This is a genomic window from Hydrogenophaga sp. LT287, assembly GCF_055702805.1.
Genome location: NZ_JBVPZC010000016.1, coordinates 33,911 through 59,545, shown reverse-complemented (window position 1 = coordinate 59,545; position 25,635 = coordinate 33,911). Strand labels below are relative to the sequence as shown.

Annotated in this window: 32 protein-coding genes and 1 tRNA gene; 23 read left to right on the top strand and 10 right to left on the bottom strand. The window is 61.4% G+C overall.

Annotated elements, in window-relative coordinates; all coding sequences use genetic code 11:
• The first annotated feature begins 136 nt into the window (after positions 1–136).
• Positions 137–805, top strand: a complete 669-nt coding sequence (locus tag AC0GNR_RS12915) for a c-type cytochrome (RefSeq protein ID WP_472901359.1) — start codon at positions 137–139, stop codon at positions 803–805.
• Between the two features lie 72 nt (positions 806–877).
• On the opposite strand, the gene AC0GNR_RS12910 is transcribed toward AC0GNR_RS12915, so the two are convergent.
• Positions 878–1,312 carry a DUF1841 family protein gene (locus AC0GNR_RS12910; protein ID WP_472901374.1) on the bottom strand — a complete coding sequence of 145 codons (435 nt, stop codon included), beginning with the start codon at positions 1,310–1,312 and terminating at the stop codon, positions 878–880.
• A gap of 130 nt (positions 1,313–1,442) precedes the next feature.
• On the opposite strand from AC0GNR_RS12910, the gene pcaF reads away from it, so the two are divergent.
• Positions 1,443–2,645, top strand: a complete 1,203-nt coding sequence (pcaF, locus tag AC0GNR_RS12905; protein ID WP_472901358.1) for a 3-oxoadipyl-CoA thiolase — start codon at positions 1,443–1,445, stop codon at positions 2,643–2,645.
• Between the two features lie 51 nt (positions 2,646–2,696).
• Here the strand turns inward: pcaF and AC0GNR_RS12900 are convergent, their stop codons facing one another.
• Positions 2,697–3,335 (bottom strand): trimeric intracellular cation channel family protein, encoded by a 639-nt coding sequence (locus AC0GNR_RS12900; RefSeq protein WP_472901357.1) that lies wholly within the window; start codon positions 3,333–3,335, stop codon positions 2,697–2,699.
• Positions 3,336–3,352: 17 nt separating this feature from the next.
• Between AC0GNR_RS12900 and AC0GNR_RS12895 the strand changes: the two genes are divergently transcribed.
• The 3 genes from AC0GNR_RS12895 (at position 3,353) to AC0GNR_RS12885 (ending at position 5,319) form a co-directional block, all read left to right on the top strand.
• Positions 3,353–4,102, top strand: coding sequence for a sulfite exporter TauE/SafE family protein (locus tag AC0GNR_RS12895; protein ID WP_472901356.1), 750 nt, complete (start codon positions 3,353–3,355; stop codon positions 4,100–4,102).
• A gap of 55 nt (positions 4,103–4,157) precedes the next feature.
• Entirely contained in the window at positions 4,158–4,775 is a 618-nt protein-coding gene (locus AC0GNR_RS12890; RefSeq protein WP_472901355.1) for a nucleotide-binding protein, read from the top strand.
• Positions 4,776–4,863: 88 nt separating this feature from the next.
• Complete coding sequence (locus tag AC0GNR_RS12885; protein ID WP_472901354.1) at positions 4,864–5,319, top strand: MaoC family dehydratase; 456 nt, start codon at positions 4,864–4,866, stop codon at positions 5,317–5,319.
• 34 nt (positions 5,320–5,353) lie between these two features.
• On the opposite strand, the gene AC0GNR_RS12880 is transcribed toward AC0GNR_RS12885, so the two are convergent.
• The 3 genes from AC0GNR_RS12880 to AC0GNR_RS12870 all read right to left on the bottom strand — a co-directional run bounded on the left by AC0GNR_RS12880 (position 5,354) and on the right by AC0GNR_RS12870 (position 7,121).
• On the bottom strand, positions 5,354–5,656 hold the full coding sequence (locus AC0GNR_RS12880) for a hypothetical protein (protein ID WP_472901353.1): 303 nt from the start codon (positions 5,654–5,656) through the stop codon (positions 5,354–5,356).
• A gap of 169 nt (positions 5,657–5,825) precedes the next feature.
• The gene (gene trmL / locus AC0GNR_RS12875) at positions 5,826–6,299 is read right to left on the bottom strand and encodes a tRNA (uridine(34)/cytosine(34)/5-carboxymethylaminomethyluridine(34)-2'-O)-methyltransferase TrmL (protein ID WP_472901352.1); all 474 of its coding nucleotides are present in this window, start codon (positions 6,297–6,299) and stop codon (positions 5,826–5,828) included.
• A gap of 135 nt (positions 6,300–6,434) precedes the next feature.
• Positions 6,435–7,121 (bottom strand): ComF family protein, encoded by a 687-nt coding sequence (locus AC0GNR_RS12870; RefSeq protein WP_472901351.1) that lies wholly within the window; start codon positions 7,119–7,121, stop codon positions 6,435–6,437.
• Between the two features lie 268 nt (positions 7,122–7,389).
• Here AC0GNR_RS12870 and AC0GNR_RS12865 point away from each other — a divergent pair, with 268 nt between their 5' ends.
• The 8 genes from AC0GNR_RS12865 (at position 7,390) to AC0GNR_RS12830 (ending at position 13,831) form a co-directional block, all read left to right on the top strand.
• Entirely contained in the window at positions 7,390–8,229 is an 840-nt protein-coding gene (locus AC0GNR_RS12865; RefSeq protein WP_472901373.1) for a methyltransferase domain-containing protein, read from the top strand.
• A 215-nt stretch (positions 8,230–8,444) separates the two neighbouring features.
• Complete coding sequence (locus tag AC0GNR_RS12860; RefSeq protein WP_472901350.1) at positions 8,445–8,927, top strand: DUF2244 domain-containing protein; 483 nt, start codon at positions 8,445–8,447, stop codon at positions 8,925–8,927.
• Positions 8,928–9,061: 134 nt separating this feature from the next.
• Positions 9,062–10,234, top strand: a complete 1,173-nt coding sequence (gene coxB, locus AC0GNR_RS12855; RefSeq protein ID WP_472901349.1) for a cytochrome c oxidase subunit II — start codon at positions 9,062–9,064, stop codon at positions 10,232–10,234.
• Positions 10,235–10,274: 40 nt separating this feature from the next.
• Positions 10,275–11,894 (top strand): cytochrome c oxidase subunit I, encoded by a 1,620-nt coding sequence (ctaD, locus tag AC0GNR_RS12850; RefSeq protein WP_472901348.1) that lies wholly within the window; start codon positions 10,275–10,277, stop codon positions 11,892–11,894.
• 23 nt (positions 11,895–11,917) lie between these two features.
• Entirely contained in the window at positions 11,918–12,028 is a 111-nt protein-coding gene (locus AC0GNR_RS12845) for a cytochrome oxidase small assembly protein (RefSeq protein WP_472901347.1), read from the top strand.
• 34 nt (positions 12,029–12,062) lie between these two features.
• Positions 12,063–12,674: a cytochrome c oxidase assembly protein gene (locus AC0GNR_RS12840; RefSeq protein WP_472901346.1), complete on the top strand. Its 612-nt coding sequence runs from the start codon at positions 12,063–12,065 to the stop codon at positions 12,672–12,674.
• On the top strand, positions 12,671–12,877 hold the full coding sequence (locus tag AC0GNR_RS12835; protein WP_472901345.1) for a DUF2970 domain-containing protein: 207 nt from the start codon (positions 12,671–12,673) through the stop codon (positions 12,875–12,877). Before AC0GNR_RS12840 ends, AC0GNR_RS12835 begins: the two co-directional genes overlap by 4 nt.
• A gap of 72 nt (positions 12,878–12,949) precedes the next feature.
• Complete coding sequence (locus AC0GNR_RS12830) at positions 12,950–13,831, top strand: cytochrome c oxidase subunit 3 (RefSeq protein ID WP_472901344.1); 882 nt, start codon at positions 12,950–12,952, stop codon at positions 13,829–13,831.
• A gap of 96 nt (positions 13,832–13,927) precedes the next feature.
• Here AC0GNR_RS12830 and AC0GNR_RS12825 read toward each other — a convergent pair whose 3' ends face one another.
• The gene (locus tag AC0GNR_RS12825; RefSeq protein WP_472901343.1) at positions 13,928–14,167 is read right to left on the bottom strand and encodes a twin transmembrane helix small protein; all 240 of its coding nucleotides are present in this window, start codon (positions 14,165–14,167) and stop codon (positions 13,928–13,930) included.
• Between the two features lie 45 nt (positions 14,168–14,212).
• Between AC0GNR_RS12825 and AC0GNR_RS12820 the strand changes: the two genes are divergently transcribed.
• The 5 genes from AC0GNR_RS12820 (at position 14,213) to AC0GNR_RS12800 (ending at position 18,467) form a co-directional block, all read left to right on the top strand.
• Positions 14,213–14,950 carry an SURF1 family protein gene (locus AC0GNR_RS12820; protein ID WP_472901342.1) on the top strand — a complete coding sequence of 246 codons (738 nt, stop codon included), beginning with the start codon at positions 14,213–14,215 and terminating at the stop codon, positions 14,948–14,950.
• Positions 14,889–15,605: an SCO family protein gene (locus AC0GNR_RS12815; protein WP_472901341.1), complete on the top strand. Its 717-nt coding sequence runs from the start codon at positions 14,889–14,891 to the stop codon at positions 15,603–15,605. The genes AC0GNR_RS12820 and AC0GNR_RS12815 overlap by 62 nt, the downstream gene beginning before the upstream one ends.
• A 146-nt stretch (positions 15,606–15,751) precedes the next feature.
• A complete protein-coding gene (locus AC0GNR_RS12810) occupies positions 15,752–16,903 on the top strand; it encodes a COX15/CtaA family protein (protein WP_472901340.1) in 1,152 nt (383 codons plus the stop codon).
• Positions 16,903–17,808, top strand: a complete 906-nt coding sequence (cyoE, locus tag AC0GNR_RS12805) for a heme o synthase (protein ID WP_472901339.1) — start codon at positions 16,903–16,905, stop codon at positions 17,806–17,808. The genes AC0GNR_RS12810 and cyoE overlap by 1 nt, the downstream gene beginning before the upstream one ends.
• Positions 17,809–17,873: 65 nt before the next feature.
• The gene (locus AC0GNR_RS12800) at positions 17,874–18,467 is read left to right on the top strand and encodes an SCO family protein (RefSeq protein WP_472901338.1); all 594 of its coding nucleotides are present in this window, start codon (positions 17,874–17,876) and stop codon (positions 18,465–18,467) included.
• Positions 18,468–18,548: 81 nt separating this feature from the next.
• Here AC0GNR_RS12800 and AC0GNR_RS12795 read toward each other — a convergent pair whose 3' ends face one another.
• Both AC0GNR_RS12795 and AC0GNR_RS12790 read right to left on the bottom strand, forming a co-directional pair.
• Positions 18,549–19,526, bottom strand: a complete 978-nt coding sequence (locus AC0GNR_RS12795; protein ID WP_472901337.1) for a Bug family tripartite tricarboxylate transporter substrate binding protein — start codon at positions 19,524–19,526, stop codon at positions 18,549–18,551.
• A gap of 46 nt (positions 19,527–19,572) precedes the next feature.
• On the bottom strand, positions 19,573–20,604 hold the full coding sequence (locus tag AC0GNR_RS12790) for a CDP-6-deoxy-delta-3,4-glucoseen reductase (RefSeq protein ID WP_472901336.1): 1,032 nt from the start codon (positions 20,602–20,604) through the stop codon (positions 19,573–19,575).
• Between the two features lie 80 nt (positions 20,605–20,684).
• Between AC0GNR_RS12790 and AC0GNR_RS12785 the strand changes: the two genes are divergently transcribed.
• Positions 20,685–21,620: an NAD-dependent epimerase/dehydratase family protein gene (locus AC0GNR_RS12785; RefSeq protein WP_472901335.1), complete on the top strand. Its 936-nt coding sequence runs from the start codon at positions 20,685–20,687 to the stop codon at positions 21,618–21,620.
• Here the strand turns inward: AC0GNR_RS12785 and AC0GNR_RS12780 are convergent.
• Positions 21,617–22,591, bottom strand: coding sequence for a calcium/sodium antiporter (locus AC0GNR_RS12780; protein WP_472901334.1), 975 nt, complete (start codon positions 22,589–22,591; stop codon positions 21,617–21,619). The two genes, AC0GNR_RS12785 and AC0GNR_RS12780, sit on opposite strands and share 4 nt — an antisense overlap.
• Positions 22,592–22,671: 80 nt before the next feature.
• Here AC0GNR_RS12780 and AC0GNR_RS12775 point away from each other — a divergent pair, with 80 nt between their 5' ends.
• Positions 22,672–23,394 (top strand): glycoside hydrolase family 24 protein, encoded by a 723-nt coding sequence (locus AC0GNR_RS12775; RefSeq protein ID WP_472901333.1) that lies wholly within the window; start codon positions 22,672–22,674, stop codon positions 23,392–23,394.
• Between the two features lie 233 nt (positions 23,395–23,627).
• Here AC0GNR_RS12775 and AC0GNR_RS12770 read toward each other — a convergent pair.
• A tRNA-Leu gene (locus AC0GNR_RS12770) sits at positions 23,628–23,714 on the bottom strand.
• Between the two features lie 39 nt (positions 23,715–23,753).
• On the opposite strand from AC0GNR_RS12770, the gene cysM reads away from it, so the two are divergent.
• From cysM to AC0GNR_RS12755, 3 genes are all read left to right on the top strand, one after another.
• Positions 23,754–24,656 (top strand): cysteine synthase CysM, encoded by a 903-nt coding sequence (cysM, locus tag AC0GNR_RS12765; RefSeq protein WP_472901332.1) that lies wholly within the window; start codon positions 23,754–23,756, stop codon positions 24,654–24,656.
• A gap of 66 nt (positions 24,657–24,722) precedes the next feature.
• Positions 24,723–25,256 (top strand): NUDIX domain-containing protein, encoded by a 534-nt coding sequence (locus AC0GNR_RS12760; RefSeq protein WP_472901331.1) that lies wholly within the window; start codon positions 24,723–24,725, stop codon positions 25,254–25,256.
• 130 nt (positions 25,257–25,386) lie between these two features.
• A complete protein-coding gene (locus tag AC0GNR_RS12755) occupies positions 25,387–25,614 on the top strand; it encodes a sulfurtransferase TusA family protein (protein ID WP_472901330.1) in 228 nt (75 codons plus the stop codon).
• Positions 25,615–25,635: the final 21 nt, after the last annotated feature.

The window sequence follows — 25,635 nt, the reverse complement described above, 5'->3', positions numbered from 1 at the left end:
ACAGTCTGGGGCTCGGGTGGGGGTTCTGCCGGGCCCGGCGTGGCAGCTCAGGGTTATCAATAAGTCAGCGGTGATGATCGAGTCTATATAATCGCCCATTGATTTTTATCAATGTCCATCTCATTGTGCTTGCAAAATGAACCAACTGTTGCCCACGATCATTCGTACCCTTGTCGCCGCTGCGACGCTTTCAGCAGCAGCATTGACCGCCCATGCCCAGGGCGTCACCGGTGACGCACAAGCAGGCCAGAAAAAAGCCGATATGTGCATTGGATGCCATGGCATTCCGGGCTACCAGAACAGCTTCCCCGAAATCCATAAGGTGCCGATGATCTCGGGCCAGACCGCCCAGTACATTGCCGCTTCGTTGGCTGCTTACAAAAAAGGCGACCGCAAGCACCCGTCCATGCGCGGTATCGCGGGTTCTCTGAGCGAGCAGGACATGGCCGACCTGGGCGCTTTTTACGCGTCACACGCCGGCAAGGCCGCCCCGGATGTGCCTCGGACCGCCAGCACCGCTGCTGCCGCACTGATTGAAAGGGGTGCCTGTGCCTCTTGCCACGGTGCGAACTTCAGCAAGCCGATTGACCCTAGCTACCCCAAGCTGGGTGGCCAGCATGCCGACTATCTGTTCGTGGCGCTCAAGTCGTATACGGTGGAAGGCAACAACGTTGTGGGCCGCTCCAACGGCATCATGGCGGGCATCGCCAAGCAGTATTCCACCGCTGAAATGCGTGAAATTGCCAAATACCTGGCTTCGGTTGAGGGCGAGCTGACAATCGTGCCTCAGTCCCGCTTCCGCTGATTCTGGGCACTGTGCCCCACCAAAAAAGCCGCTCAGTGAGCGGCTTTTTTGCTTTCCCGACGCTTCAACCCATCAGTCTTTCGTGGCCCTTTGGCGCACCTGTTCGATGTAGGCTTCACCGTCGGGCGGGCGGCCCGCGCGCTGGCTTTCCCAGATCATGCGGCCCAGGCATTCCATCACCTCGTGGTGGGCGGTGTGCAGGTCGTCACGGCGGGCAGCCAACAGCTCCACCGCCTGGCGTATGCCTGGGGGCTGGTCAATGCTGGACTGCTCGCTGATGGACAGGTGCATGGACAGGTGCAGGAAGGGGTTTTCCTGGTTGGGGTCAGCCACTGCCATGTCACGCAGGGCTGCATCCAGGTCTGCCAGGGTAGCGTGGTATTCGGGGTGTTCGTCAATCCACTGGCTCACCAGTGTTTCCATGGCATCCAGTGGCGACCCTGAGCGGGCCTTGGCGAAAACGCCACAAAAATAACGGCGAACATCGGCCTGAGAGGGTTGAATCAGCATGCCCAGATTGTCGCGTACACACGAGCCAGGGCCGCAGGCAGCGGCACAATGGCTTGCGAATCGCCTGAAAAACATGCAAGATAATGCATATTTTTTCGACTCAATGAAATCTACATCAGGAGACCATGTGACCCAAGCCTTCATCTGCGACGCCATCCGCACCCCGTTTGGGCGCTACGGCGGCGCACTGTCCAGCGTGCGCACCGATGACCTGGGTGCCATCCCCTTGCGCGCGCTCATGGCACGCAACCCGCAGGTGGACTGGGCCGCCATCACCGACGTGTTGTACGGCTGCGCCAACCAGGCCGGTGAGGACAACCGCAACGTGGCCCACATGAGCAGTTTGCTGGCCGGCCTGCCGCTGGAGGTTCCCGGGGGCACGATCAACCGGCTGTGCGGTTCGGGCCTGGACGCCGTGGGCACGGCGGCGCGCGCCATCAAGGCGGGTGAAGCCGGCCTGATGATCGCTGGCGGCGTGGAAAGCATGAGCCGCGCCCCGTTTGTGATGCCCAAAGCCGAGACCGCTTTCAGCCGCAACAACGCGGTCTACGACACCACCATTGGCTGGCGCTTCGTCAACAAACTCATGAAGGCGCAGTACGGGGTCGATTCCATGCCCGAGACGGCTGAAAACGTGGCCACCGAATTCAAGATCGAGCGCGAAGCGCAAGACCACATGGCCCTGTCCAGCCAGATGAAGGCCGTGGCCGCCATCCAAGCGGGCCACCTGGCGCGCGAAATCTGCCCGGTGACTATTCCCCAGAAAAAGGGCGATGCGCTGGTGGTGGACACCGACGAACACCCCCGGGCCACCACGCTGGAAACGCTGGCCAAGCTCAAAGGGGTGGTGCGCCCGGATAGCACCGTGACCGCAGGCAACGCCAGCGGTGTGAACGACGGCGCCTGTGCGCTGCTGCTGGCCGACGAAGCCACGGCAGGCAAGAACGGTCTGACGCCCAAGGCCCGCATCGTGGGCATGGCCACCGCCGGTGTGGCGCCGCGCATCATGGGCATTGGCCCGGCGCCGGCCACGCAAAAGGTGCTGGCACTCACGGGTCTGACGTTGGCGCAGTTGGATGTGATTGAACTCAACGAAGCCTTTGCTGCGCAAGGCTTGGCGGTGCTGCGCCAGCTCGGCCTGCAGGACGACGACGAGCGCGTCAACGCCTGGGGTGGTGCGATTGCGCTGGGCCACCCGCTGGGTGCCAGCGGTGCGCGCCTAGCCACCACGGCGGTGAACCGCCTGCACGCCACAGGCGGACGCTACGCGCTGTGCACCATGTGCATCGGCGTGGGGCAGGGCATTGCGCTGATCATTGAGCGGGTCTGAGAAACACGACTGCGGGTGCCAGCGTGGGTGCTGAGCGCCTGCGCTTGCGGCTTATTTCCGCCAGGCCGGCAGCTGCCAGTTGCGCCAAATAGCCAGCCCCCGCAGGCCGGCCGTGACCGCCACGCAGGCCACTAGCGCCAGCCAGCCCGGCGCGTCCAGCTGCCACAGGCCCACATAGACCCAGCCGCCCGCAAACGCGCAGACGGCGTAGGGCCGGTGGTCGTGAAACGCCGTGGGTATTTCGTTGCACACCACGTCGCGCAGCACGCCACCAAACACCCCCGTGATGAGGCCCATGAGCACGGCCACCACGCCGGGCAGCTCCAGCACCAGCGCCTGGTGCACACCCGTGGCGGCAAAAAGGCCCAGGCCCAGCGCGTCGGGCCACTGGATGGCGCGTTCCGTCAGGTCAAAATGCCGTTGGCGCAAAAAAAACATGGCCAGCACACACAGCGCCAGCACGCCCCACAACATTTCCACATGGCGCACCCAGAAAAAAGGCCGCTGGTCCAGCAGCAGGTCACGCAGCGTACCGCCGCCAAAGGCGGTCAGAAAGCCCACCACACAGACGCCCACGGCATCCAGGCGTTTGCGTGCGGCCTCCATGATGCCCGCCAAGGCAAAGGCCGCAGTGCCCGCCAGCTCCACCAGCAAGCGCAAGGTTTCGCCCCAGAATTGAACGTTTTGCATCCCCAGATTGTCACCCCATGCCCTTGATCACAGACCCATTTTTCTACGCCGTGGCCATTCCTGCGGTGCTGCTGCTGGGCGTGAGCAAGAGCGGTTTTGGCGCTGGCTTCGGTTCTCTGGCCGTGCCGATGATGGCGCTGGCCGTGACCGTGCCCCAGGCCGCAGCCATTTTGATGCCGGTGCTGCTGCTGATGGACTTGCTGGGCATGGCCGCATTTCGGAAAAATGTGGACCGCCGCTTGTTGCGCTTCCTGATCCCGTTTGGGCTGCTCGGCATCGTGGTGGGTGCGCTGCTGTTCAAGGTGCTCGACGCACGGGTGGTTGCCGGCATTGTGGGGGGCTTCACCTTGCTGTTTCTTGCGCAGCGCCTGTTGTTCCCGCCGCGGCCCGACAGCCCGCCGCCTCCCAAGTGGCTGGGCGCCCTGTTGACGCTTACCTCGGGCTTCACCAGTTTCATCGCCCACGCGGGTGGCCCGCCGATCAATGCCTATGTGATTCCGCTGCGCCTGTCGCCCTTGCAGTTCACCGGCACCATGGCCTTTTTCTTTTTCTTCATCAATCTCGCCAAGTGGATTCCGTATGCCTGGCTGGGCCTGCTGGATGTGCGCAACATGACCACGTCGCTGGCCTTGTTGCCATTTGCGCCAATCGGTGTGTGGGTGGGGGTGCGCATTGCACACCGCATCAAGCCGCTGCTTTTTTACCGCATGCTGTACGCCGGCATGTTGCTCACCGGCGTCAAACTGCTGTGGGACGCCTTTCACTGAGCGCCTGGAGCCGGCGTTAACATCGACAAAATTCTTCAGATTCGAGGAGGTCGTTATGCCGATCGTGGTGGTTGCCAATCCCAAGGGCGGCGTGGGCAAGTCCACCCTGTCCACCAACGTGGCGGGTTACTTTGCGAGCCAGGGCCATGCCGTGATGCTGGGCGATGCCGACCGGCAGCAATCGTCTCGTCTGTGGTTGCAGCTGCGTCCACCCGCCGCACGTCCCATTGCGACCTGGGCGGTCTCGCACGACCTGATTGCCCGGCCCCCGCGAGACACCTCCCATGTGGTGCTGGACACCCCGGCGGGCTTGCATGGCTGGCGGTTCAAAGACGTGATGCGCATGGCCGACAAGGTGCTGGTGCCCTTGCAGCCCAGCATTTTTGACATTTACGCCACCCGCGATTTTCTGGACGAGGTGGCCGAATTCCGCGACGCTGACAAAGCCAAGATCGGCATCGTGGGGATGCGTGTGGACGGCCGCACCATTGCCGCCGAGAAGTTGCAGGAGTTTGTGGGCGGTCTGGGGTTGCCGGTGCTGGGCTTTTTGCGCGACACGCAAAACTACATCCATCTGGCGGCGCGGGGCTTGACGCTGTTTGATGTGGCCCCCGGCCGGGTGGACAAAGACTTGCAGCAATGGCGGGCTATTTGCGACTGGCTGGACAACTGAGCTGCTGACTTTGGCCATGCCTTGACCGGTGCCGTGTTTGTCGCGGTGCCGACAGTCCGCTGCGCCGCGGCTCTATAGAGTCGAGCGCATGAAAACCTTTGAAACTTTGGCCGATCTGGCCGCTTGCGTGGGCCAGGAAGTGGCTGTCAGCGACTGGCTCACCATCACCCAAGAGCAGGTCAACCAGTTTGCCCAAGCCACGGGCGATCACCAGTGGATTCACGTGGATGTGGAAAAGGCGCGCGCTGGTCCTTTTGGCGCACCGATTGCCCACGGCTTCCTCACGCTGTCGTTGTTGCCGGTGTTTCTGGAGTCGTCTTTTGAGGTTCGCCAGTCAGGCATGGGGGTCAACTACGGTCTGAACCGCGTGCGTTTCACGGCGCCGGTGCCGGTGGGCAGCCGCTTGCGCGGGCGCCTGACGCTGCTGGCCACGGAGCCCATCGAGCATGGCGGTCTGCAAATGATCTGGTCGGTGGTGGTGGAGCGCGAAGGCGCAGAAAAACCGGTTTGTGTGGCCGAAGCGCTGGTGAGACGCTACCCCTGAAAGCCACGGCCCGATGGCCGGGCAAGCGGTAACCTTATTTGATTCTGGCGATCTGCTTGGGGTCGAGCCAGCCTTCAAAAAAATGGATCATGTCGTTGATGCGTTCTGCAGCCACCGACTGGTTGTGCTGCTGAGAAATGAGCTGGTAGGCGTCGTTGCGCAGCATCCACAGCTCTTGGGGCGTCTTGGCTTGTGCCACTTTGGTGCGCAAGCGCGCAGCACCCTCGCTGGTGCAGTCTTCCAGGCCCAGCAGCAGCGCCTTGCGGATGGTCGCCAGGTCTTTCAGCGTCGCGGGTTTGCGCGCCTGGTGCCGCGGTCTGAACGCAACTTTGAACATTCGGGTGATGGAGGGAATCAATGCAGTCTCCAAGCGGCCGGGTGAGCCACGGAAATCGGTGCGGCGGCCGGAGTTTTTGACGGGCGGCGCAAAAAAATATGAATTTGCATTGTGCAGAGGCGGCAGGCCGTTGTGTTGGGTAGGCACTCCATGACAAGGGTGAACTGCTTCACGTTGCTGTGGCCTCAAAACCATTCTGGCGCCAAGCTTCGAACACCGACACCGCCACCGCATTCGACAGGTTCAGGCTGCGTTGTCCTTCCACCATGGGTAGGCGCAAGCGCTGTTGCGACGGGAAACGTTCGCGCAGGGCTTGCGGCAGGCCTTGCGTTTCGGAGCCAAAGACCAGCCAGTCGCCGGGCTGAAAGGCGTTGGCGAACACGCTGTGGCTGCCGCGGGTGGTGAAGGCGAACAGGCGGTCTGGGTTGGGTGTCTCGGCGCTCAAAAACGCATCCCAGTCGGCATGGCGGCGCACGCGCGCGTATTCATGGTAGTCGAGGCCCGCTCGGCGCATGTGCTTGTCGTCCATCGAAAAGCCCAGGGGCTCGATGAGGTGCAACGCGCAACCGGTGTTGGCACTGAGCCGGATCACGTTCCCGGTGTTGGGCGGTATTTCGGGCGCAACAAGAACGATATGGAACATGGCTGCTGGCGTGCGTGGCCAGATAGTGGAGCGTGCCAGTGACTGGTCTAGTTGCTCTCCCTGCAAGAGCCGCGATGATAACCCTGCAGGTTCACGGGCTGAAGGGTGCTTTGCGATGTTCTGCAGCGCAGGTCTTCAATGGGGCGGTGTGCGCGCAAACACCAGGGCGCTGACCTGCTGGGCGCCGGCCAGCAGCAGCGCCTGTGCTGCACTGTGCAGGGTGGCCCCGGTGGTGGTGACGTCGTCGACCAGCAGCACGCGGGCGCCTGCCAGGCGTGCTGCGTGCTGCGGATGCGCCGCAAAAGCGCCTTGCAGGTTGCGCAGGCGCTGTTCGCGCGACAGGCTGTGCTGGTCTGGTGTCTCGCCCAGCCGCACCAGGGCGTCGGCCAGTGCGTCGTTTTGGGCCAACTCGCTGGGTGCAGCCGCGCGCAGGGCTTTGACGAGCTCCCACGCCTGGTTGTAACCACGGCTGGCCAGACGTGCGGTTGTCAGCGGTATCGGCACCACCAGGTCACAAGCCTGCAACAAGGCCAAGGCGCCAGACGTTTGCAGCGTCAACTCGGCCATCGGGCGGGCCCAGCCGGGTTCCCCTCGAAACTTGAAGCGGGCAATCAGCCCGTCCCAGGGGTAGGCGTAGTCCACCGCGGCCACGCAAGACTGCACCAGCCTCGGCGTGGTGCGGGTGCTGCACGCGCCACAAAACTCCCCTGCCACCGCCGACGCGTTCCAAGGCGTGGCGCAAGCCCGGCAGCGCAGGCGCTGCGCCGCAAAACGGGCCGTGCAAGCGGTGCAAACCGGCTGCGCGGGCCATCGGTCGCACACTTGGCAACTGCTGGGTAGGTGTTCTGAGAGCCGTCGCCATGCGTGGAACATGGGCCCAATATACTCACGCTGTCAGCAAAACGGCCATGGCGTTGTGGCATTGCCACGGCGACTTTGCGTCTGCCCTCATTCTGTTGACCCGCTTCGCGCCCGTCCCACCCTGGCCGGGTTTGAAAGCGCATCAAGCTCCACCCCAACTGTGAACAACCTGCCTGAGGCCGAAACCGCCGTCCCCCACCTGGACCCTCAGGCTGCTCTGCGCTGGCAGATGCAGCCCCGTGCCGACAGCCCGTGGCTCCATGAGGAGGTGGCTTCGCGCATGGTCGAGCGGCTTCAGTGGTTCCGCGACAAACCCGGCAGCTGGCTGCACTGGGAGCCGATCAACGGGGGCTTGCGGGCCCACGAGCAGCTTCTTGCGGTCTTGCCCGGCGCGGCCGTTCATGTGGCCTCGTCACAGATGCCGGAGGCTTTGGAGGCCACCCGCGAGTCCCGGGCTCTGTCGTGGAATCCCAAGCATTGGTTGCGCGGAAGGTCACCCCTGCCAGCGGGTGAAGGTACCCGAGTCGGCATGGTGTGGGCCAATATGGCGCTGCACACAGAAGCCATGCCGCTGGCGTTGCTAAGGCGCTGGCATGAAGCCATTGAGACCAACGGGTTTCTGATGTTTTCCTGCCTCGGGCCGGACACATTGCGCGAGCTGCGCACCCTGTATGCCCGCCTGGGATGGCCTGAGCCTACCCACCCATTCACCGACATGCACGATTGGGGCGACATGCTCGTGCACAGTGGATTCGCCGAGCCGGTGATGGACATGGAGCGCATTTCGCTCTCTTACAGCGGCGCAATGCCCATGCTGCAAGACCTGCGCTTGCTCGGCAGAAACCTGCATACCCACCGCTTTCCTGGCTTGCGTTCGCGTGCTTGGCGCGCCACATTGTGCGAAACCATTGAGGCAGAGTGCCCGCGTTCGGAGGACGGCCGCTTGTTGCTGACGCTGGAGATTATTTACGGGCACGCCTTCAAGCCCACGCCGCGTGTGAAGCTGGACGCAACCACGGCCGTCTCCATGGACGACATGAGGGCCATGCTCCGCTCGGGGCGGAGCTGAATGGGGTCGGTTGCCGGCGTGCCGCCAGCGGCCGTCGAACCACCCTCAGTAGGTCAAAAGTGACCTAAGCCACCTTGTCCCAGTCGGATGTGGCGGTTTTGTCAGGGAAGCCCATGAGAGCGGCCGCTACAATTGACATAAATCAAAGCCTTCGGGGTATTTTCCCTGCGCATCTGAAACGCCCTGAGGCTGTTTCAGAACACGACTGGTGGTAGATGGTGGGTCAAACCAGCAAAGCTTTTCGACTGGCGACGGAGTCCGCAGACGGTTTGCACTGGACCTTGCAGCGCAACTGTTCGGTAACGCCTGTTCAGCTCGCCATGACGTTCGGCGCTCTGGGTGCCTTGTCATTGGCGGTGGCGGTGTTTTTCTGGTTTCAGGGTGCCGTGCTTGTGCTGCCTTTCGCGTTGTTGGAATTGGCTGCGCTTGCGACCGCTTTTGTGGTGTACGCGCGCCACGCTGCAGACAGTGAGCGGGTGAGTCTGCAAGGCGGTCGATTGATCGTGGAGCTGGAGACCGCAGGCCATGTGAGGCGCAGCGAATTTGTGAGGGAGTGGGTGCGCGTTGAGCCGCTGTCCCGAGGTCAGCTGGTTGAAGTCCGCAGTGGCGGTTCTTCAGTGCAGCTTGGGCGTTTCCTTCGGCCAGAACTGCGGCCGGTGCTGGCGCGCGAGATTCGGCAGGCTTTGAGCGGGGTGTGAGATCGAGGGTGTGGGGGTTGGGTATTCCCTGAGTGGGCGGCCCTGAGAAAATTTGTTCTAATCTGCATTGATATAAATCAATACTTATATTTGAGGCGCTTAAAGTGAGTACGACGAAGAAAACAGGTGATTTCATGCGAAAACGGCTGACAACGCTGCGCGCAGCAAGTACCGCACTGGCGCTGGGTGCGGGTGTGTGGGCAACGGCAGGCGCTCAGGTCAATGACCTGCCTGGCGGTCCGGCTGTGAATCAGCTCAACTTCGCGCCTGCGGTGACCCGCATCGCCGAAGAGCAGCATTGGCTGCACTGGTTCATGATGGGCATTTGCGCCGTCATCTTCGTCATCGTGTTTGGCGTCATGTTCTATTCGATTTTGAAGCACCGCAAGTCGGTGGGGCACAAGTCGCAAGAGCTGGCCGAGCCCATCTGGGTCGAGTTGGGTTGGACCATCGTGCCTTTGCTGATTGTGATTGGCATGGCCCTGCCTGCCACCAAAGTGCTGGTGGCTCAGAAAGACACCACCAACAGCGACCTGACCATCAAGGCCACGGGCATGCAGTGGAAATGGGGCTACGACTACATCAAGGGTGAGGGCGAAGGCATTGGCTTCCTGTCCACGCTGGACAACAGCCACCGCGAAATGTCCAACAGCGGCAACCCACCGCCCACCGACAACTACCTGCTCAAGGTCGACAATCCGATGGTGGTGCCTGTGGGCAAAAAGGTCCGCATCATCACCACCGCCAACGACGTGATTCACGCCTGGATGGTGCCTGCCTTTGGCGTCAAGCAAGACGCCATCCCCGGCTTCGTGCGCGACACCTGGTTCCGCGCCGAGAAAACCGGCGACTTCTACGGGCAGTGCGCTGAGTTGTGCGGCAAAGAGCATGCCTACATGCCTATCCATGTCAAAGTGGTTTCGGCCGAGGAGTACACCGCCTGGGTCGGTGAGCAGCAAAAAGCCATGGCTGCTGCCGCAGACGATCCATCCAAGGTGTGGGCATTGACCGACATGGTCAAGCGCGGTGAGTCGGTGTATGCCGCCAATTGCGTTGCTTGCCATCAGGCCAACGGCAAGGGCGCGGGCCCAATCAAGCCACTGGACGGTTCTGCATTGGTGACCGATGCAAACAACGGACTCATGATCAACGTCATGCTCAACGGCGCTGCCGGTGGTGCCATGCCAGCCTGGAAGCAGCTCTCTGATACCGAGCTGGCAGCCGTGATGACCTACGCCAAGAACACCTGGTCCAACAAAACCGAGCAAATCGTGCAGCCCGCCGACGTGGTGGCCGCTCGCAAGTGATCTGTTTGCAGATAATTATTGAGCTTCAAAGGAATCGATCATGAGTGCAGTTCTTGACCACCACGACGCACATGGCCATGACCACGACCACCACGCCCCCACGGGCTGGCGCCGTTGGGTCTTTGCCACCAACCACAAAGACATTGGTACGCTGTACCTGCTGTTCTCCTTCACCATGCTCATGGTGGGCGGTGTACTGGCCCTGCTGATCCGCGCCGAGCTTTTCCAGCCTGGCTTGCAGCTTGTCAACCCTGGGTTGTTCAACCAGCTCACCACCATGCACGGCCTGATCATGGTGTTTGGCGCCATCATGCCTGCCTTCGTCGGTTTTGCTAACTGGATGATTCCATTGCAAATCGGCGCTTCCGACATGGCCTTTGCGCGCATGAACAACTTCAGCTTCTGGCTGATGATTCCTGCTGCACTGATGCTGGTGTCGTCGTTCTTCATGCCTGGTGGTGCTCCCGCCGCCGGCTGGACGCTGTATGCACCGCTGACGTTGCAGATGGGCCCATCCATGGACGCTGGTATTTTTGCCATGCACATCCTGGGTGCGTCGTCCATCATGGGTTCGATCAACATCATCGTCACCATCTTGAACATGCGCGCCCCCGGCATGACCCTGATGAAGATGCCCATGTTCTGCTGGACCTGGCTGATCACCGCTTACCTGTTGATCGCTGTGATGCCCGTGTTGGCTGGCGCCATCACCATGACGCTGACGGACCGCCACTTTGGCACCAGCTTCTTCAACCCCGCCGGCGGCGGTGATCCCGTGATGTACCAGCACATTTTCTGGTTCTTCGGCCACCCCGAGGTTTACATCATGATCTTGCCGGCCTTCGGCATCGTGAGCCAGGTGGTACCCGCATTCGCGCGCAAGAAGCTGTTTGGCTACGCGTCCATGGTGTACGCCACTGGCTCCATCGCTATTTTGTCGTTCGTCGTGTGGGCACACCACATGTTCACCACCGGCATGCCAGTGACCGGACAGCTGTTCTTTATGTACTCGACCATGCTGATCGCGGTACCCACGGGCGTCAAGATCTTCAACTGGATCGCGACCATGTGGAAGGGGTCGATGACCTTCGAGACCCCCATGTTGTGGGCTGTCGGTTTTATCTTCGTGTTCACCCTGGGCGGCTTCACGGGCCTGATTTTGTCGGTGGCTCCCATTGATATCCAGATGCAGGACACCTATTACGTGGTGGCCCACTTCCACTATGTTCTGGTGGCCGGTTCGCTGTTTGCCATGTTCTCCGGCATTTACTACTGGCTGCCCAAGTGGACCGGTGTGATGTACAGCGAGACACGGGGCAAGATCCATTTCTGGTGGTCGATGATTTCGTTCAACGTCACGTTCTTCCCGATGCACTTCCTGGGTCTGGCCGGTATGCCACGCCGTTACGCCGACTACCCCATGCAGTTTGCTGACTTCAACGCATTGGCTTCGGTTGGCTCTTTGGCCTTCGGCCTCGCGCAGGTGTATTTCTTCGTTGCCGTGATCATTCCCGCCATGCGTGGAAAAGGCGAGAAAGCCGTACAGAAGCCTTGGGAGGGCGCAGAAGGTCTGGAGTGGGAAGTTCCATCTCCAGCGCCTTTCCATACCTTCGAAAATCCACCGAAGCTGGACGCCACCGCCACGAAAGTGATCGGCTGAAATTGTCTGGATCCGTTGAAAATATGTCGTCTGAACAAAAAAAGAACAACCTGCGCCTGGGCCTGATCCTGGGTTCTGTGGCGCTGGTTTTTTTTCTGGGCTTCATCGGTAAACTGGTTTTCTTTGGTGGTTGATCGCTCTTAACGAGCAAACTGAGAAAAGTACCCCATGGGATTGCGCAGCGAAAACTTCAAGATGGTCGGCAAGCTTGGCGTGATTACGCTGGGTATGTTTGGTTTCGGCTATGCGCTGGTGCCCATCTACGAAGCCATCTGTGAAGCGACAGGTATCAACATACTTGCCCGTTCAGAGTTGGAGGTGCCTGGTTCACGTCCCACGTCGCCAACCAACACCCAGGTGGATCGTTCCCGGACCATCACGGTCGAGTTTGATGTCAACACCAGGGGTCCCTGGCACTTCAAACCCGCCGTGCGTTCGATGGAAGTCCACCCCGGTGAATTGACCACGGTGGTGTACGAGTTCCAGAACATCCAGAACCGAACCATGGCAGCGCAGGCCATACCGAGCTACGCACCGAGGCAGTCATCTGCCCATTTCAACAAGCTGGAGTGCTTCTGTTTTACCCAGTACACACTGGCGCCGGGTGAAAAGAAAGAATGGCCAGTGGCGTTTGTCATTGACCCGCGCCTTCCCAAAGACGTCACCACCATCACGCTTTCGTACACTTTCTTTGAGGTGGGTGGCAAGGTGCCGCAGGCTCCTCAAGATGTGGCTGTTCAGACGCCGGTGATGTTGCCCAAGGCGGTAGACCCGGTATGACCGAGCCTGTTCATCGGCGCAAAGGCTCCATCAGCGGTACCGTCAAGGCCGTTCTTTGGGGTTTTCTGGGTGTCAGGCGCAATGCAGACTATCAAAGCGACATCGCCAAACTCAACCCGATACACATCATGGTGGTGGGTGTGCTGATGGCGCTGTTGTTCGTCTTCGCTTTGATCTTGCTCGTGAACTGGGTTGTGGCTTAGACGTGGTTCGAGCCAGCAACCGTTATTTAATTTTTCCAATATTCATATAAGCGAAAGCAATTAGGAGTGAGCATGTCAGCAGCAACACACGGCACGACGCCTTATTACTACGTTCCGGGGCCTTCGCGTCACCCCGTCATGGCCTCCTTTGGTCTGTTTTTCGTGATTCTGGGTGCCGGCCAGTGGATTAATGGGGTCGAATGGGGCGCCTATTCTTTGGCCTTTGGACTGACCTTTTGGTCCATCGTGCTGTTTCAGTGGTTTCGTGATGCTGTGAACGAAAGCGAAAGCGGTTTGTACGGTCACAAGATTGATCTGTCGTACCGCTGGAGCATGAGCTGGTTCATTTTTTCCGAGGTGATGTTTTTCGGCGCGTTTTTCACCGCGCTGTGGTGGGCTCGGGTGCACTCTGTGCCCGCACTGGGAAACATTGAAAATGCGCTGATCTGGCCTGACTTCACGTCGATTTGGCCGAGCGTGCAGGCCGGTGCTACAGCGTCCCCCGCCGGTATCGTTGAGCCATTCCAGACCATGGGACCATTCTGGCTGCCCACCATCAACACCGCCTTGCTGCTGACTTCGGGCGTGACCCTGACCATTGCACACCATGCCTTGCAGGCTGGAAACCGCAGCAAAACCATCGCGTTCATGTGGATGACGGTGATTCTGGGTGTGGTGTTCTTGTGCGTGCAAGGCTACGAGTACTACCACGCCTATGTTGACTTGAACCTGAAAATGTCTTCAGGCATCTTCGGCTCGACGTTCTTCATGTTGACGGGCTTTCACGGTTTCCACGTGTTCGTAGGCATGTTGATGCTGCTGTTTATCACGTTGCGCCTGCAGAGGGGCCATTTCACCGCAAAGAGCCATTTTGGCTTTGAAGGCGCGGCCTGGTACTGGCACTTTGTGGACGTGGTCTGGCTCGGTTTGTATATTCTGGTTTACTGGCTCTAAACAGTGAGGGGTCTTAGCAGCAGTTAGCGGGCCCTTTAAACCCAAGAAAAAAGCGCCAATGGGCGCTTTTTTCTTTAACCCACGTTGAGTGGGAAGTCAGGGCTGCATAGGCAAGCCTGTTGGATTGATCCAACCCATCCAGTAGCTGATCAAAACGACCAGAAAAAGTAGGATGGAAAACCCCACCCTGAACGCCAGCGCACGTGCCATGTGATTTTTGCGGGGCATTCCTTCGCTGTCTGATGGGTTGGTTGCTCCTCCCCGCATCATGTACAGCAACGCAGCTCCCAAGCTGCCCAAAATGGCGACAAAAGCGGCAATGACAAGGTATTTCATGCGGCACATTATCCGGTTCTTTGTGATTTCTGACGTAGCCAGGCCATGAGTCCCCGACTTGTACGCTTTTGGATCGTCACTCTGGCAACGCTCATCACCATGGGGGTGACCAGCGCGCTGGGCGTGTGGCAGCTAGGACGGGCCTCGCAAAAGCAGGCTCTTCAGGACCAGATTCAACAGCGCAGCGAGCTGACAGCCTGGACCGAACGCAACCTGTTTGAGGCTGCAGACCCGCAAGTCGGCTTGCACCGCTCCGTTCGCCTCACTGGAGAGTGGGTGACCGGGATCGATATCTTTCTTGACAACCGCCAGATGGACGGAAGGGTGGGGTTTTTCCTTGTCACACCCTTGCGGCTGACTGGGAGTGATCGGGTGATATTGGTGCAGCGAGGGTGGGTGCCGCGGGATTTCACCGACCGCAGTCGGGTGCCTCAGGTAGAAACACCCGTGGGTGTTATTCGCATTCAAGGGCGTTTGGCCCCTGCACCGGGCAAGCTTTTTGAACTGGGTGACGCGGGGTCCGGGCCGATCCGGCAAAATATCGACGTCGCCGCGTTGTCGCAGGAAACAGGGCTTGCCCTGCTGGATGTTTCAGTTCTACAAACGGGCGACATGAAAGACGGACTGCAGCGCAACTGGCCCAGCATCACCGCAGGCGTGCAAAAGCACCACGGTTATGCGTTTCAATGGTTCGGCTTGTGTGCCCTCGCTGGCATTTTGTATGTCTGGTTCCAATTCCTCTCTCCCCGCCGAAAGCGCACTCCCAATGGCACAGACGCCTGATGAACCGTTGACCATGACTGTGCATAGCTTGCCCCAACTGGACCAGGCCAGTGCCCGCAGTGCAGCCAGCACCCGGGCCGGGCGCTGGAAAATGCTCGCCCTGCTGTTGGTGTGCACCGCACCCGTCATAGCTTCTTATTTCACTTACTACGTGGTGCGCCCTGAAGGCCGCCGCAATTACGGTGAACTGGTAAACCCGCAGCGCCCACTGCCTGCTTTCGCGGGAATCGATGCCCAAGGCCAGGCCAAGCCGCTCGAGCAACTCAAAGACCAATGGTTGCTCATCAGCGTAGCCGACAGCGCTTGCGATGACGCTTGCCAGAGGCACCTGTACTTGCAGCGCCAGCTTCGTGAAACACTGGGCAAAGAAAAGGACCGGCTGGACTGGGTCTGGTTGCGCACCGGAGATACGCCGCTGAGCGAACCCATGTTGCAAGCCACTGCTGCTGCAACCGTGCTGCAGGTTGACGCTGCGCAACTGGCTAACTGGCTTGAACCAGCCCCGGGGCAGCGTCTGGAAGACCATTTGTACGTGGTGGACCCATTGGGTAACTGGATGATGCGCTTTCCCGCCAATGTGGACCCCAAGCAGGCCAAGCGTGACCTTGATCGCCTGCTGCGAGCCTCGTCTTTTTGGGACAAGGCGGGCCGCTGATGCAACGCGCCTGGGCTTTGAGCGGCTCCTGTGCGTGCCGCGGGTCGTGCGGCACCGATGCCCTGTGTTGCGCAGGCTGTTCAAGTATTTTTAATTTGTCTTGCCGCGCGGCCGTTTCGGTCGGGGCGGTTTATTGAGCTTCTGACATGGAAACCCAAGCGTTGTACGACCTGGCACCCATTGCCCGGATCATGTTTCTGGGTGTGGTGATTGCCCTTGGGCCCTTGGCCTGGGTGTGGGTGCGCAACCGCCACGCCGCACCGGCCCAGCGGTTGCGCATGTTGACGCTGATGACCTTGTTTCTCACGTTTGACCTGGTCCTGTTTGGCGCCTTTACCCGATTGACCGACTCCGGTCTGGGGTGTCCCGACTGGCCGGGTTGCTACGGCAGCGCCAGCCCGGTAGGAGCCAGCAGCGCCATTGCGGCGGCTCAAGAAGCCATGCCCACCGGACCGGTCACGTTCTCCAAAGCCTGGATCGAAATGATCCACCGTTACCTGGCCACCGCCGTGGGGGTGTTGATCATCGTGCTGGCCAGCGTCAGCTGGATTGAGCGCCGACGTATCTCTGTGTCTTACGTCTGGCCATTGGTCACGCTGGTCTGGGTGTGCTTGCAGGGTGCCTTTGGTGCGCTCACGGTCACCATGAAACTGTTCCCCGCTATCGTGACGTTGCATCTGCTGGGCGGTATGGCCTTGCTGGCTTTGCTGCGCGCACAAGCGACCGGCTATGCCTTGGCTTCGCCGGGTGCGGCAGCGCCCGTGTCGTTGCCACCCAACACCCGGCTGGCGCTGGGTTTGGTCTACGTGTTGCTTTGGATTCAGATCGCACTGGGCGGTTGGGTCAGCACCAACTACGCGGTGCTCGCGTGCAGCGATTTCCCGACCTGTCAGGGCAGCTGGTGGCCCGACATGGACTTCCAGCATGGCTTTACCCTGTGGCGCGAACTGGGGCAAAACCGGGCCGGTGAAGCCATTGCGTTTGCGGCGCTGACCGCCATTCATTATGTGCACCGGCTCAGCGCCTATGTGGTTTTTGCGGCCTTGTTCTGGCTGGTCTGGCGCCTGTGGTCGGTGGCCGGTATGCGGAACACGGCGCTTTGGCTGGTGGCCTTGGCCCTGTGGCAGTTTTTTACCGGTTTGACCAACGTGGTACTCGACTGGCCACTGCTGGCCGCCGTGAGTCACACCGGTGGCGCAGCAGCGCTCGTGGTGGTCATGACCGGCGCCATTTTCAGCACCCGCACCGCCCATCAACCCGTGAGCGCGCCTGCACTCACCACCTCTCGACCCATCTGATGAGCTCCGCGTCTTCCAACCCCACTGCCGTTGCCCTGCCACCTGCCTGGCGGCAGTTTTACGCGCTCACCAAACCGCGTGTCATCCAGCTCATTGTGTTTTGCGCCCTGATCGGCATGGTGCTTGCCGTACCGGGTGTGCCCACTTGGGCGCAGGTGCAGCTGGCCGCCATTGCATCCTTCGGTATCTGGCTGGTGGCGGGTGCCGCTGCAGCTTTCAACTGCGTGGTTGAGCAGCAGATTGACGCCAAGATGAAACGCACCGCCTGGCGACCTACCGCCAAGGGCGAGCTCTCCAACCTCAAGACCTTGACCTTTTCGGCCGTGCTGTGCGCCATGGGTTCGGGCATTCTGTACTTCTGGGTCAACCCGCTCACGATGTGGCTGACCTTTGCCACTTTTGTGGGTTATGCGGTCATCTACACCGTGATTTTGAAGCCGCTCACACCGCAAAACATTGTGATTGGCGGCGCCTCGGGTGCTATGCCCCCGGTGTTGGGCTGGGCTGCCATGACCGGCGTGGTGTCTCCAGAGGCGCTGATTCTTTTCCTCATCATCTTCCTCTGGACGCCCCCCCACTTCTGGGCGCTTGCACTGTACCGGGTGGAGGACTACCGCAAGTCGGGCCTGCCCATGTTGCCGGTGACGCACGGCTCTGAGTTCACCCGGTTGCAGATTTTTCTCTACACCCTGGTGCTGTTTGCGGCTTGTCTCATGCCCTTCGTCATGCGCATGAGCGGCTGGTTTTATCTCGCGGTGGCGGTGGTGCTGAGCATTGGGTTTACCGGTTACGCCTATGTGCTGTGGCGGGATTATTCCGATGCGCTGGCCCGAAAAACCTTCCGCTTTTCCTTGATCCATTTGTCGTTGCTGTTCGCTGCGCTGCTGATCGACCATTACCTCTGACACGGTCCGTTGTGCGTTGCGCGCACCAGATCCATCAAGCCCATCCCGTTTTCCTGGACCCGCTCATGACCCCTTTTCTGCTGATCCGTCGAGCCGTGCTCATGGGCGCTCTGGTTTTGCTGGCTGCCTGTGGTGAGAACAAACCGGCTTTTACCGGCATTGACATCACGGGTGCTGATTACGCCACCGGCTTTTCGCTGACCGATCACAACGGACAACCGCGCACACTGACCGACTTCAAGGGCAAGGCTGTGGTGGTTTTCTTTGGCTTCACCCAATGCCCCGACGTGTGCCCCACGTCGCTCGGTGAACTGGCCGAGGCCCGGCGCCTGCTGGGTGCCGATGGCGAGCGTTTGCAGGGCCTTTTTGTCAGCATCGACCCCGAGCGCGACACGCCCGAGATCATGAAGGAATACATGGCCAACTTTGACCCCAGTTTTCTGGCCCTGTACGCTGCTCCAGACGCCTTGCCTGCACTGGCCAAGAGCTACCGTATTTATTACAAAAAGGTCCCGGGCAGCACCCCCACCAGTTACACCATGGACCATTCGGCCGGCAGCTACGTGTACGACGCCACGGGCCGTGTGCGCCTTTACCACCGCTATGGCAGCGGCGCGCAGGCGTTGGCCGATGACGTGAAGCGGCTGCTTAACGAGTGAGTGCCGTCAGCCCAAAGCTGCGCCCCAATGACAACGGCACCTCTTGGGGTGCCGTTGTCATTGGGGCGGCTGGTTAGCGCTTTAGTCGACTTTCGCGCCGCTGATTTTGACCAAGCGCTCGTACTTGCTGCGCTCGCGCGCCATGAAGGTTTCAAACTGCTCAGGCGTGCTGGGCGCAGGTTCGGCCATCAGGCTGGCGAATCGCGTTTTCACTTCGGGCGACCGCAAAGCTTCGGTAAAGGCCGCATTGAGTTTGCGCACGGTCTCTGGCGGCGTGCCGGCCGGCACCACCAAACCCCACCAGGTGTCGATTTCAAAGCCGGGCAGGGTGTCTGCAACGGGCGGTACGTCGGGCATGGCGGCAGCGCGCTGCGCGGTGGTGACCGCCAACGCCTTCAGCTTGCCCGATCGGATGTTGGGTGCTGCGGTGGCCAGGTTGTCAAAGTTGAAATCGACCTGCCCCGACAGCAGGCCCAGCTGTGCCGGGTTGCCACCGTTGTAGGGAATGTGCACCGCAAAAATGCCCGCCTGGTTTTTGAACATTTCGCCGGCCAGGTGGCCCGCGCTGCCGTTACCACCCGAGCCGTAGTTGAGCTTGGCGGGGTTGGCCTTGGCGTAGGCGATCAGATCCGCCAGGCTGTTGATGTTGAGCCGCTTGGCAGCGTCCGCGTTCATCACCAGCACGTTGGGCACCCGCAGCATCTGCGTGACCGCTGAGAAATCTTTGGCCGGGTCGTAGGGCAGCTTGGTGAACAGCCAAGGGTTGATGCCATGCGAAGCAGTGGTGGCGATGCCGAGCGTCAAACCGTCGGGCGCGGCCTTGGCTGCAGCGCTCACGCCAATGTTGCCACCCGCACCGGGGCGGTTGTCAACGATCACCGTGCCGAGCGATCCTTTGACCGCCTCGGCCAGGATCCGCGCCGTCACATCAATGGGGCCACCCGCCGCAAATGGCACCACGATGCGCGTGGTGGTGGTTTGCGCCTGAGCGGCCGCGGGCAAGGCCAACGCCGAAGCGCCCAGGGCCAAAGAGGTGATGAGGTGGCGGCGGTTCAACATGGCGAGAGTTCCTTTTGCGGGGTTTTGGCGCGGCGAGAGAGCTTGCTCAAGCCTTGTCGGCTGCGCTGGTGAATGAATCGGCAAAGAATTCTTCTGGCGGCAGTCCGGCTTGCGCGCTGAAGTCGGTGCGGGCTGACTCCACCACGATGGGCGCACCGCAGGCATACACCTGGTGGCCAGAGAGATCGGGGAAGTCTTGCAGCACCGCCTGGTGCACAAAGCCGGTGCGCCCGGTCCACTGGTCTTCCGGCAGCGCGTCTGACACCACCGGCACATAGCGCAGGTGGGGCATGCTGGCCAACTGGGCTTCGATCCAGGCGCTCTGGTACAAGTCAGCCGGGCGGCGCCCGCCCCAGTACAGTGTGGTGGAGCGGGTGATGCCCTTGAACTGCATGTGCTCGATGATGGCCTTGATGGGGGCGAAACCCGTGCCCGAAGCCAGGAAAACCATGGGTTTGGTGCTGTCTTCGCGCAGGTAGAAGCTGCCGTAAGGCCCTTCAATGCGCAAGATGTCCTTTTCTTTCAGGGTGCCAAATACGTGGTCGGTGAACTTGCCGCCGGGCATGTGGCGCAGGTGCAGTTCCACCGACGGTTGGCCGGCCTGCGTGTGCGGGGCATTGGCCATGGAATAGCTGCGGCGGTCGCCGTCGCGCAGCAAAAATTCCACATACTGACCCGCGTGGTACTGAAAGGCGTCGCTGGCCGGCAGTTGCAGCCGCAGCACGATCACGTCGTGCGACACGCGTTCGAGCGCGCTCACGCGCACCGGCATTTTTTTGATGGGGAATGCACCCGCTTCGGTGACCTGGCGCGATTCCAGCACCACGTCGCTGTGCGCCACGCCGCAGCAGGTGAGCACATAGCCGGCGGCTTCTTCATCGGCGCTCAGCGCTTTGGCCTGGTGAGCGCCTTGGGTCACACTGCCCGACAACAGTTTGCACTTGCACGAGCCGCAGGCGCCGTCTTTGCAGCCATAGGGCAAACCAATGCCCTGGCGAATGCCAGCGGCCAAAATGGCTTCATCGGGTTGGGCTTCAAAGATGCGTCCGCTGGGCTGAACGGTGATGGTGAATGTCATACAGTCTGTGGGTGTTGAGGTGCCTTCGGTGTGCCGCAGCCGCACCGGTAATTTTCCATTGTCGCAAATTCGGAATTCGCATGAGCCTACTTGGCGCTTTGCCCGCACGCTTTCGGCGTGAGCGGGTCCTGATCATTGGTTGTGGCGATGTCGGTCAGCGCGCTGCCAGCGTGCTCGGCGGTGGCGCGCGCGCGCGCATCCTGGCGCTCACGTCGTCGCCCGATCGCTGCGCCAGCCTGCGCGCGCAGGGCATCACGCCCTTGCTGGGTAACCTGGACGATGCCCGCAGCCTGCAGCGGCTCGCAGGCCTGGCCACCCGGGTGCTGCACCTGGCGCCGCCGCCCTCAGGCGAACAGGCCGACTGGCGGCTCGACCCGCGCACCCGCGCCCTGGTGCGTGCGCTGGCGCAGCGCTCGGTGCCAGCAGCGCTGGTGTATGGGTCAACCAGCGGTGTTTACGGCGACTGGCAGGGCCGCTGGGTGAGCGAAGCCACCCCCGCCCAGCCGCGCACACCGCGCGCCTGGCGCCGGGTGGACGCCGAAGCTGCCGTGCATTGGCTGGGCCGCGCCACCGGTGTGCGCACTTCCGTGCTGCGCATTCCGGGCATTTACGCGTCCGACCGGGCCGGTGGCACGCCGCGTGAGCGTCTGTTGCGTGGCACGCCTGTGCTGCGCGAGGCCGATGACGTGTACACCAACCACATCCACGCGGACGACCTGGCGCGCGCTTGCGTGCTCGCCCTGTGGCGCGGCCGCCCGCAGCGCAACGTGAACGTGGTGGACGACACCCAGCTGAAGATGGGCGATTACTTCGACCTGGCCGCCGACCTCTACGGCCTGACGCGCCCGCCCCGCATTGCGCGCGATGCCGCGGGCGATCAGTTGCCGTTGATGTTGCTCAGTTTCATGAGCGAGTCGCGTCGGTTGCACAACCAACGCATGAAAACCGAACTGCGGCTGCACCTGAACTACCCCACCGTGGCAGAGGGGCTGGTGAGCCCGGCCGCTCCCTCTTAGGCGGCCGCAATCGTGCTCAGCAGCCAGCCGGTGTAGGCCAGGTAAGCCGCCAGCAGCGCCCCCGCTTCCCAGCGGTTGATGCGCCCCGGGCGCCCGCGAAAGCCCCAGCCCATGACGAACAGCACCAGCGTCAGGCCCGCCATGACGGTCAGGTCGCGCGAGATGGAGACGGCTTCGATCTGAATGGGCGAAATCGCTCCAGCAATACCCACCACGGCCAGCGTGTTGAACAGGTTGGAGCCCAGCACATTGCCCAGCGCGATGTCGTGCTCGCCTTTGCGTGCGGCGGCCACGCAAGAGGCCAGTTCGGGCAGTGATGTGCCCACCGCCACCACGGTCAAGCCGATGATCAGGTCGCTCACGCCGAGCGATTGCGCAATCGTGACCGCGCCCCAAACCAGCAGCCGGGAACTGGCGATCAGCACCAGCAAGCCCAGCACCAGCCACATCAGCGAACGCTTCAGCGGCATCGCGTGCGCCTTCAGCTCGGTTGCTGTTTCCACAGCCAGCGCGTCACTGCCGCCGCGCATGCCTTCCACGATTGACCAGGTCACCAGCACGCCAAACACCGCCAGCAGCACCCAGGCGTCCAGCCGGGTGATCTGACCGTCCCACACCAGGTAGGCCGACAACGCCGTCACGGCCGCCAAGATAGGCAGCTCTTTGCGCAAAATCATCGAGTGCACGATGATGGGCGAGATCAGGGCTGTTACGCCCAGAATCAGCGCGATGTTGACGATGTTGGAGCCCCAGGCGTTGCCCAGCGCCAGCCCCGGGTTGCCTTGGCTGGCCGCCAGGGTGGACACCACCATCTCAGGTGCCGAGGTGCCAAAACCCACAATCAACATGCCCACTAGCAAGGGCGGCACGGAATAATGCCCCGCCGTGGCCGACGCACCTTCAACAAAACGGTCGGCACTCCAGACCAGCAAGGCAAGGCCGACAAGGATGGCAAGAGAGGGCAGCAACATGGTGGACGGTGCGCAGCGGCAGGGTGTTGGACAATGCTTATTGTCTCAGGCTCTTTCGGCCTGTTCCTACACAGGGCCACATGTTCACACCCCGTTCTTCACGCTCTGAGCCAGTCGCCCCCGGTGCTCCCATGCGCTGGCGTGTGGGGGCTGCTGTGGGTGTGGCGGCCTTGATGCTGCTGATGCTGTGGTGGTGGCGCCCGGTGCTGCTGATGCCGGGTACGCGTGCGCTGGTCATGCAAGGCGGAGACCCCTACCTGCGAGCGCTCATGCGCACCATTTCAGCCAGTGAATCCAACGTGTTGCGCCCTTACCACGTGCTCTACGGTGGCAGCTACGTCTGGACACTGGACAAGCACCCCAACCGCTGCGAGCGCATCGGGCGCGGCCCCAACAAAGGCAACTGTTCCACGGCCGCCGGGCGCTACCAGCTGTTGGCGGGTACTTGGGTGGAACTGGCCGCACGCCACCACCCCGACCGCACCAGCGATCCCCTGGACGCTACGCAGCTGAGCTTTGCGCCGATCCATCAGGACGCGGTGGTGTACGCATGGTTGACCGAGCATCGCTGGGGCAACCTGTCTGCCCAGCTGCGCCAAGGGCGTGTACAGCCGGTGCTGCGGCGCCTCTCGGGCACCTGGACGAGCCTGGGCTACGGTATTGAAAACAACAGCATGAGCCGCGAGCTGCCGCGTGTGTACCAGCGTGTACTGCAAGACGAGCTGGCCAGGGTGCCCAAAACGGCCCTTTCAACACCAGACGCGCAACAAAAAGGCCGTGCAGCAGGTGCTGCACGGCCTTGATTTGGTGCCCGGGATGTTCGGTTGCGCTGCCTCTGGTTGCAGGCCTTCGTAAGTGCCTACCGTGGAGGCTTTTCAAAATGTGCCCCCAATTTTCCGTTTTGTGCCCCCAAATGTGCCCCATGTGCCCCCGGATGAACGCGCACTGCTCCGCACTTGTCAGCACTGGTTGCGTACGATTTTCATAGGGGAAAAGAAAAAGGCCGCACGCTTATGGAAGCATGCGGCCTTATAACTGGTGCCCGGGGCCGGAATCGAACCGGCACGCCATCTCTGGCGGGGGATTTTGAGTCCCCTGCGTCTACCAATTTCACCACCCGGGCGGGAATTCGTAAGCCGCAAATTATGGCACAGTGTTGACCATGAACTACCCGACCATTGAAGACGCGATTGGAAAAACCCCGCTTGTGGCCTTGCAGCGCATCGGCGCGGCCGCCAACAAGGCCCGTGGCAACGTGATTTTGGGCAAGCTGGAGGGCAACAATCCGGCCGGTTCGGTGAAAGACCGGCCTGCGGTGTCCATGATCCGGCGCGCCGAAGAGCGGGGCGACATCAAGCCCGGTGACACGCTGATTGAAGCCACCTCGGGCAACACCGGCATTGCGCTGGCCATGGCGGCTGCCATCAAGGGTTACCGCATGGTGCTGATCATGCCGGAGGACCTTTCGATCGAGCGGGCCCAGACCATGAAGGCTTTTGGTGCCGAACTGATCCTCACGCCCAAGAGCGGTGGCATGGAATCGGCCCGCGACCTGGCCGACCGCATGCAGGCCGACGGCAAGGGGCGGGTGCTTGACCAGTTCGCCAACGCCGACAATCCGCGCATCCATTACGAGACCACCGGCCCCGAGTTGTGGGAGCAAACGGCAGGACGCATCACCCATTTCGTGAGCGCCATGGGCACCACCGGCACCATCACCGGCGTGTCGCGGTTTTTGAAAGAGAAAAATCCGGCGGTTCGCATTGTGGGCGCCCAGCCCAGTGAAGGCTCGCGCATTCCGGGCATTCGCAAATGGCCGCAGGAGTACCTGCCTAAAATTTACGACCCCAGCGCCGTGGACGAGTTGATTTACGTGAGCCAGGCCGATGCCGAAGACATGTGCCGCCGTCTGGCCCGCGAGGAAGGTATTTTTGCGGGCATCTCGGCCGCCGGTGCCTGCTGGGTCGCTCAGCAGGTGGCGCAACAGGTTGAAAACGCCACCATCGCCTTCATCGTGTGCGACCGCGGTGACCGCTACCTGTCAACCGGCGTGTTCCCCGCTTGATGGTGCGTTTCACACGGGAACCGGCTGCTCAGGCCGCGACCCAATTCAACACCAAAGGCTGATGGCATGAACACCGAATTTCGGTTTTGCCCGTCTTGCGCCGGGCCGCTGGCGCTCATCGGCAAAGAGGAAGACGGTGGCCTGACCCAGCGCCTGCGCTGCGCGGCCTGTGGTTTCACCCACTGGAACAACCCCACTCCGGTGCTGGCGGCCATTGTCGAGGTGGACGGTCTGGTGCTGCTGGCGCGCAATGCCGCCTGGCAAAACCGCATGTTCGGCCTCATCACCGGCTTCATGGAGGCTGGCGAAACCCCCGAAGACGGCATTCGCCGTGAAATTGCCGAAGAAACCAGCCTGCAGGTCAGCCAGTTGAATCTGGTGGGCGTGCACGATTTCCAGCGCATGAACCAGGTGCTGATCACTTACCACGCGGTTGCCCATGGCGATGTGCGGCTTTCAGCCGAGCTGCTTGAATACAAGCTCTTGCGCCCCGAGCAGGTGCGCTGCTGGCGCGCTGGTACCGGCTTTGCGCTGGCCGACTGGCTGCGTGGCCGGGGTATCGAACCTGCGTTTCTGGAGTCTCCACCGTCCGGCGGTTGAGTGGCCCTGTCCCCGGCGGACCCGTCTAACAAAACCGTGCCCTGCTGCACACCTGCGTTGGGCTGGCTTGCCCCCGTACCGCGCGTGGCGTGTCAGCCCGCTTAGAATCAGCCATCCTGAGGAACACCCCATGCAAGCCGACAAAGAACTCGATGCCCGTGGCCTGAACTGCCCGCTGCCTATTTTGAAGGCCAAGAAAGCCCTGGCTGACATGCACAGCGGCCAAACCCTGTGTGTGATCTCCACCGACGCCGGTTCGGTGCGCGACTTCCAGGCGTTTGCCAAACAAACGGGTAACGAACTGCTCGAGCAGCAGTCGGTGGGCAGCGATCATTTCACGCTGCTGAAACGCCGCTGATCGGCACGCTGGTTTTTTGAA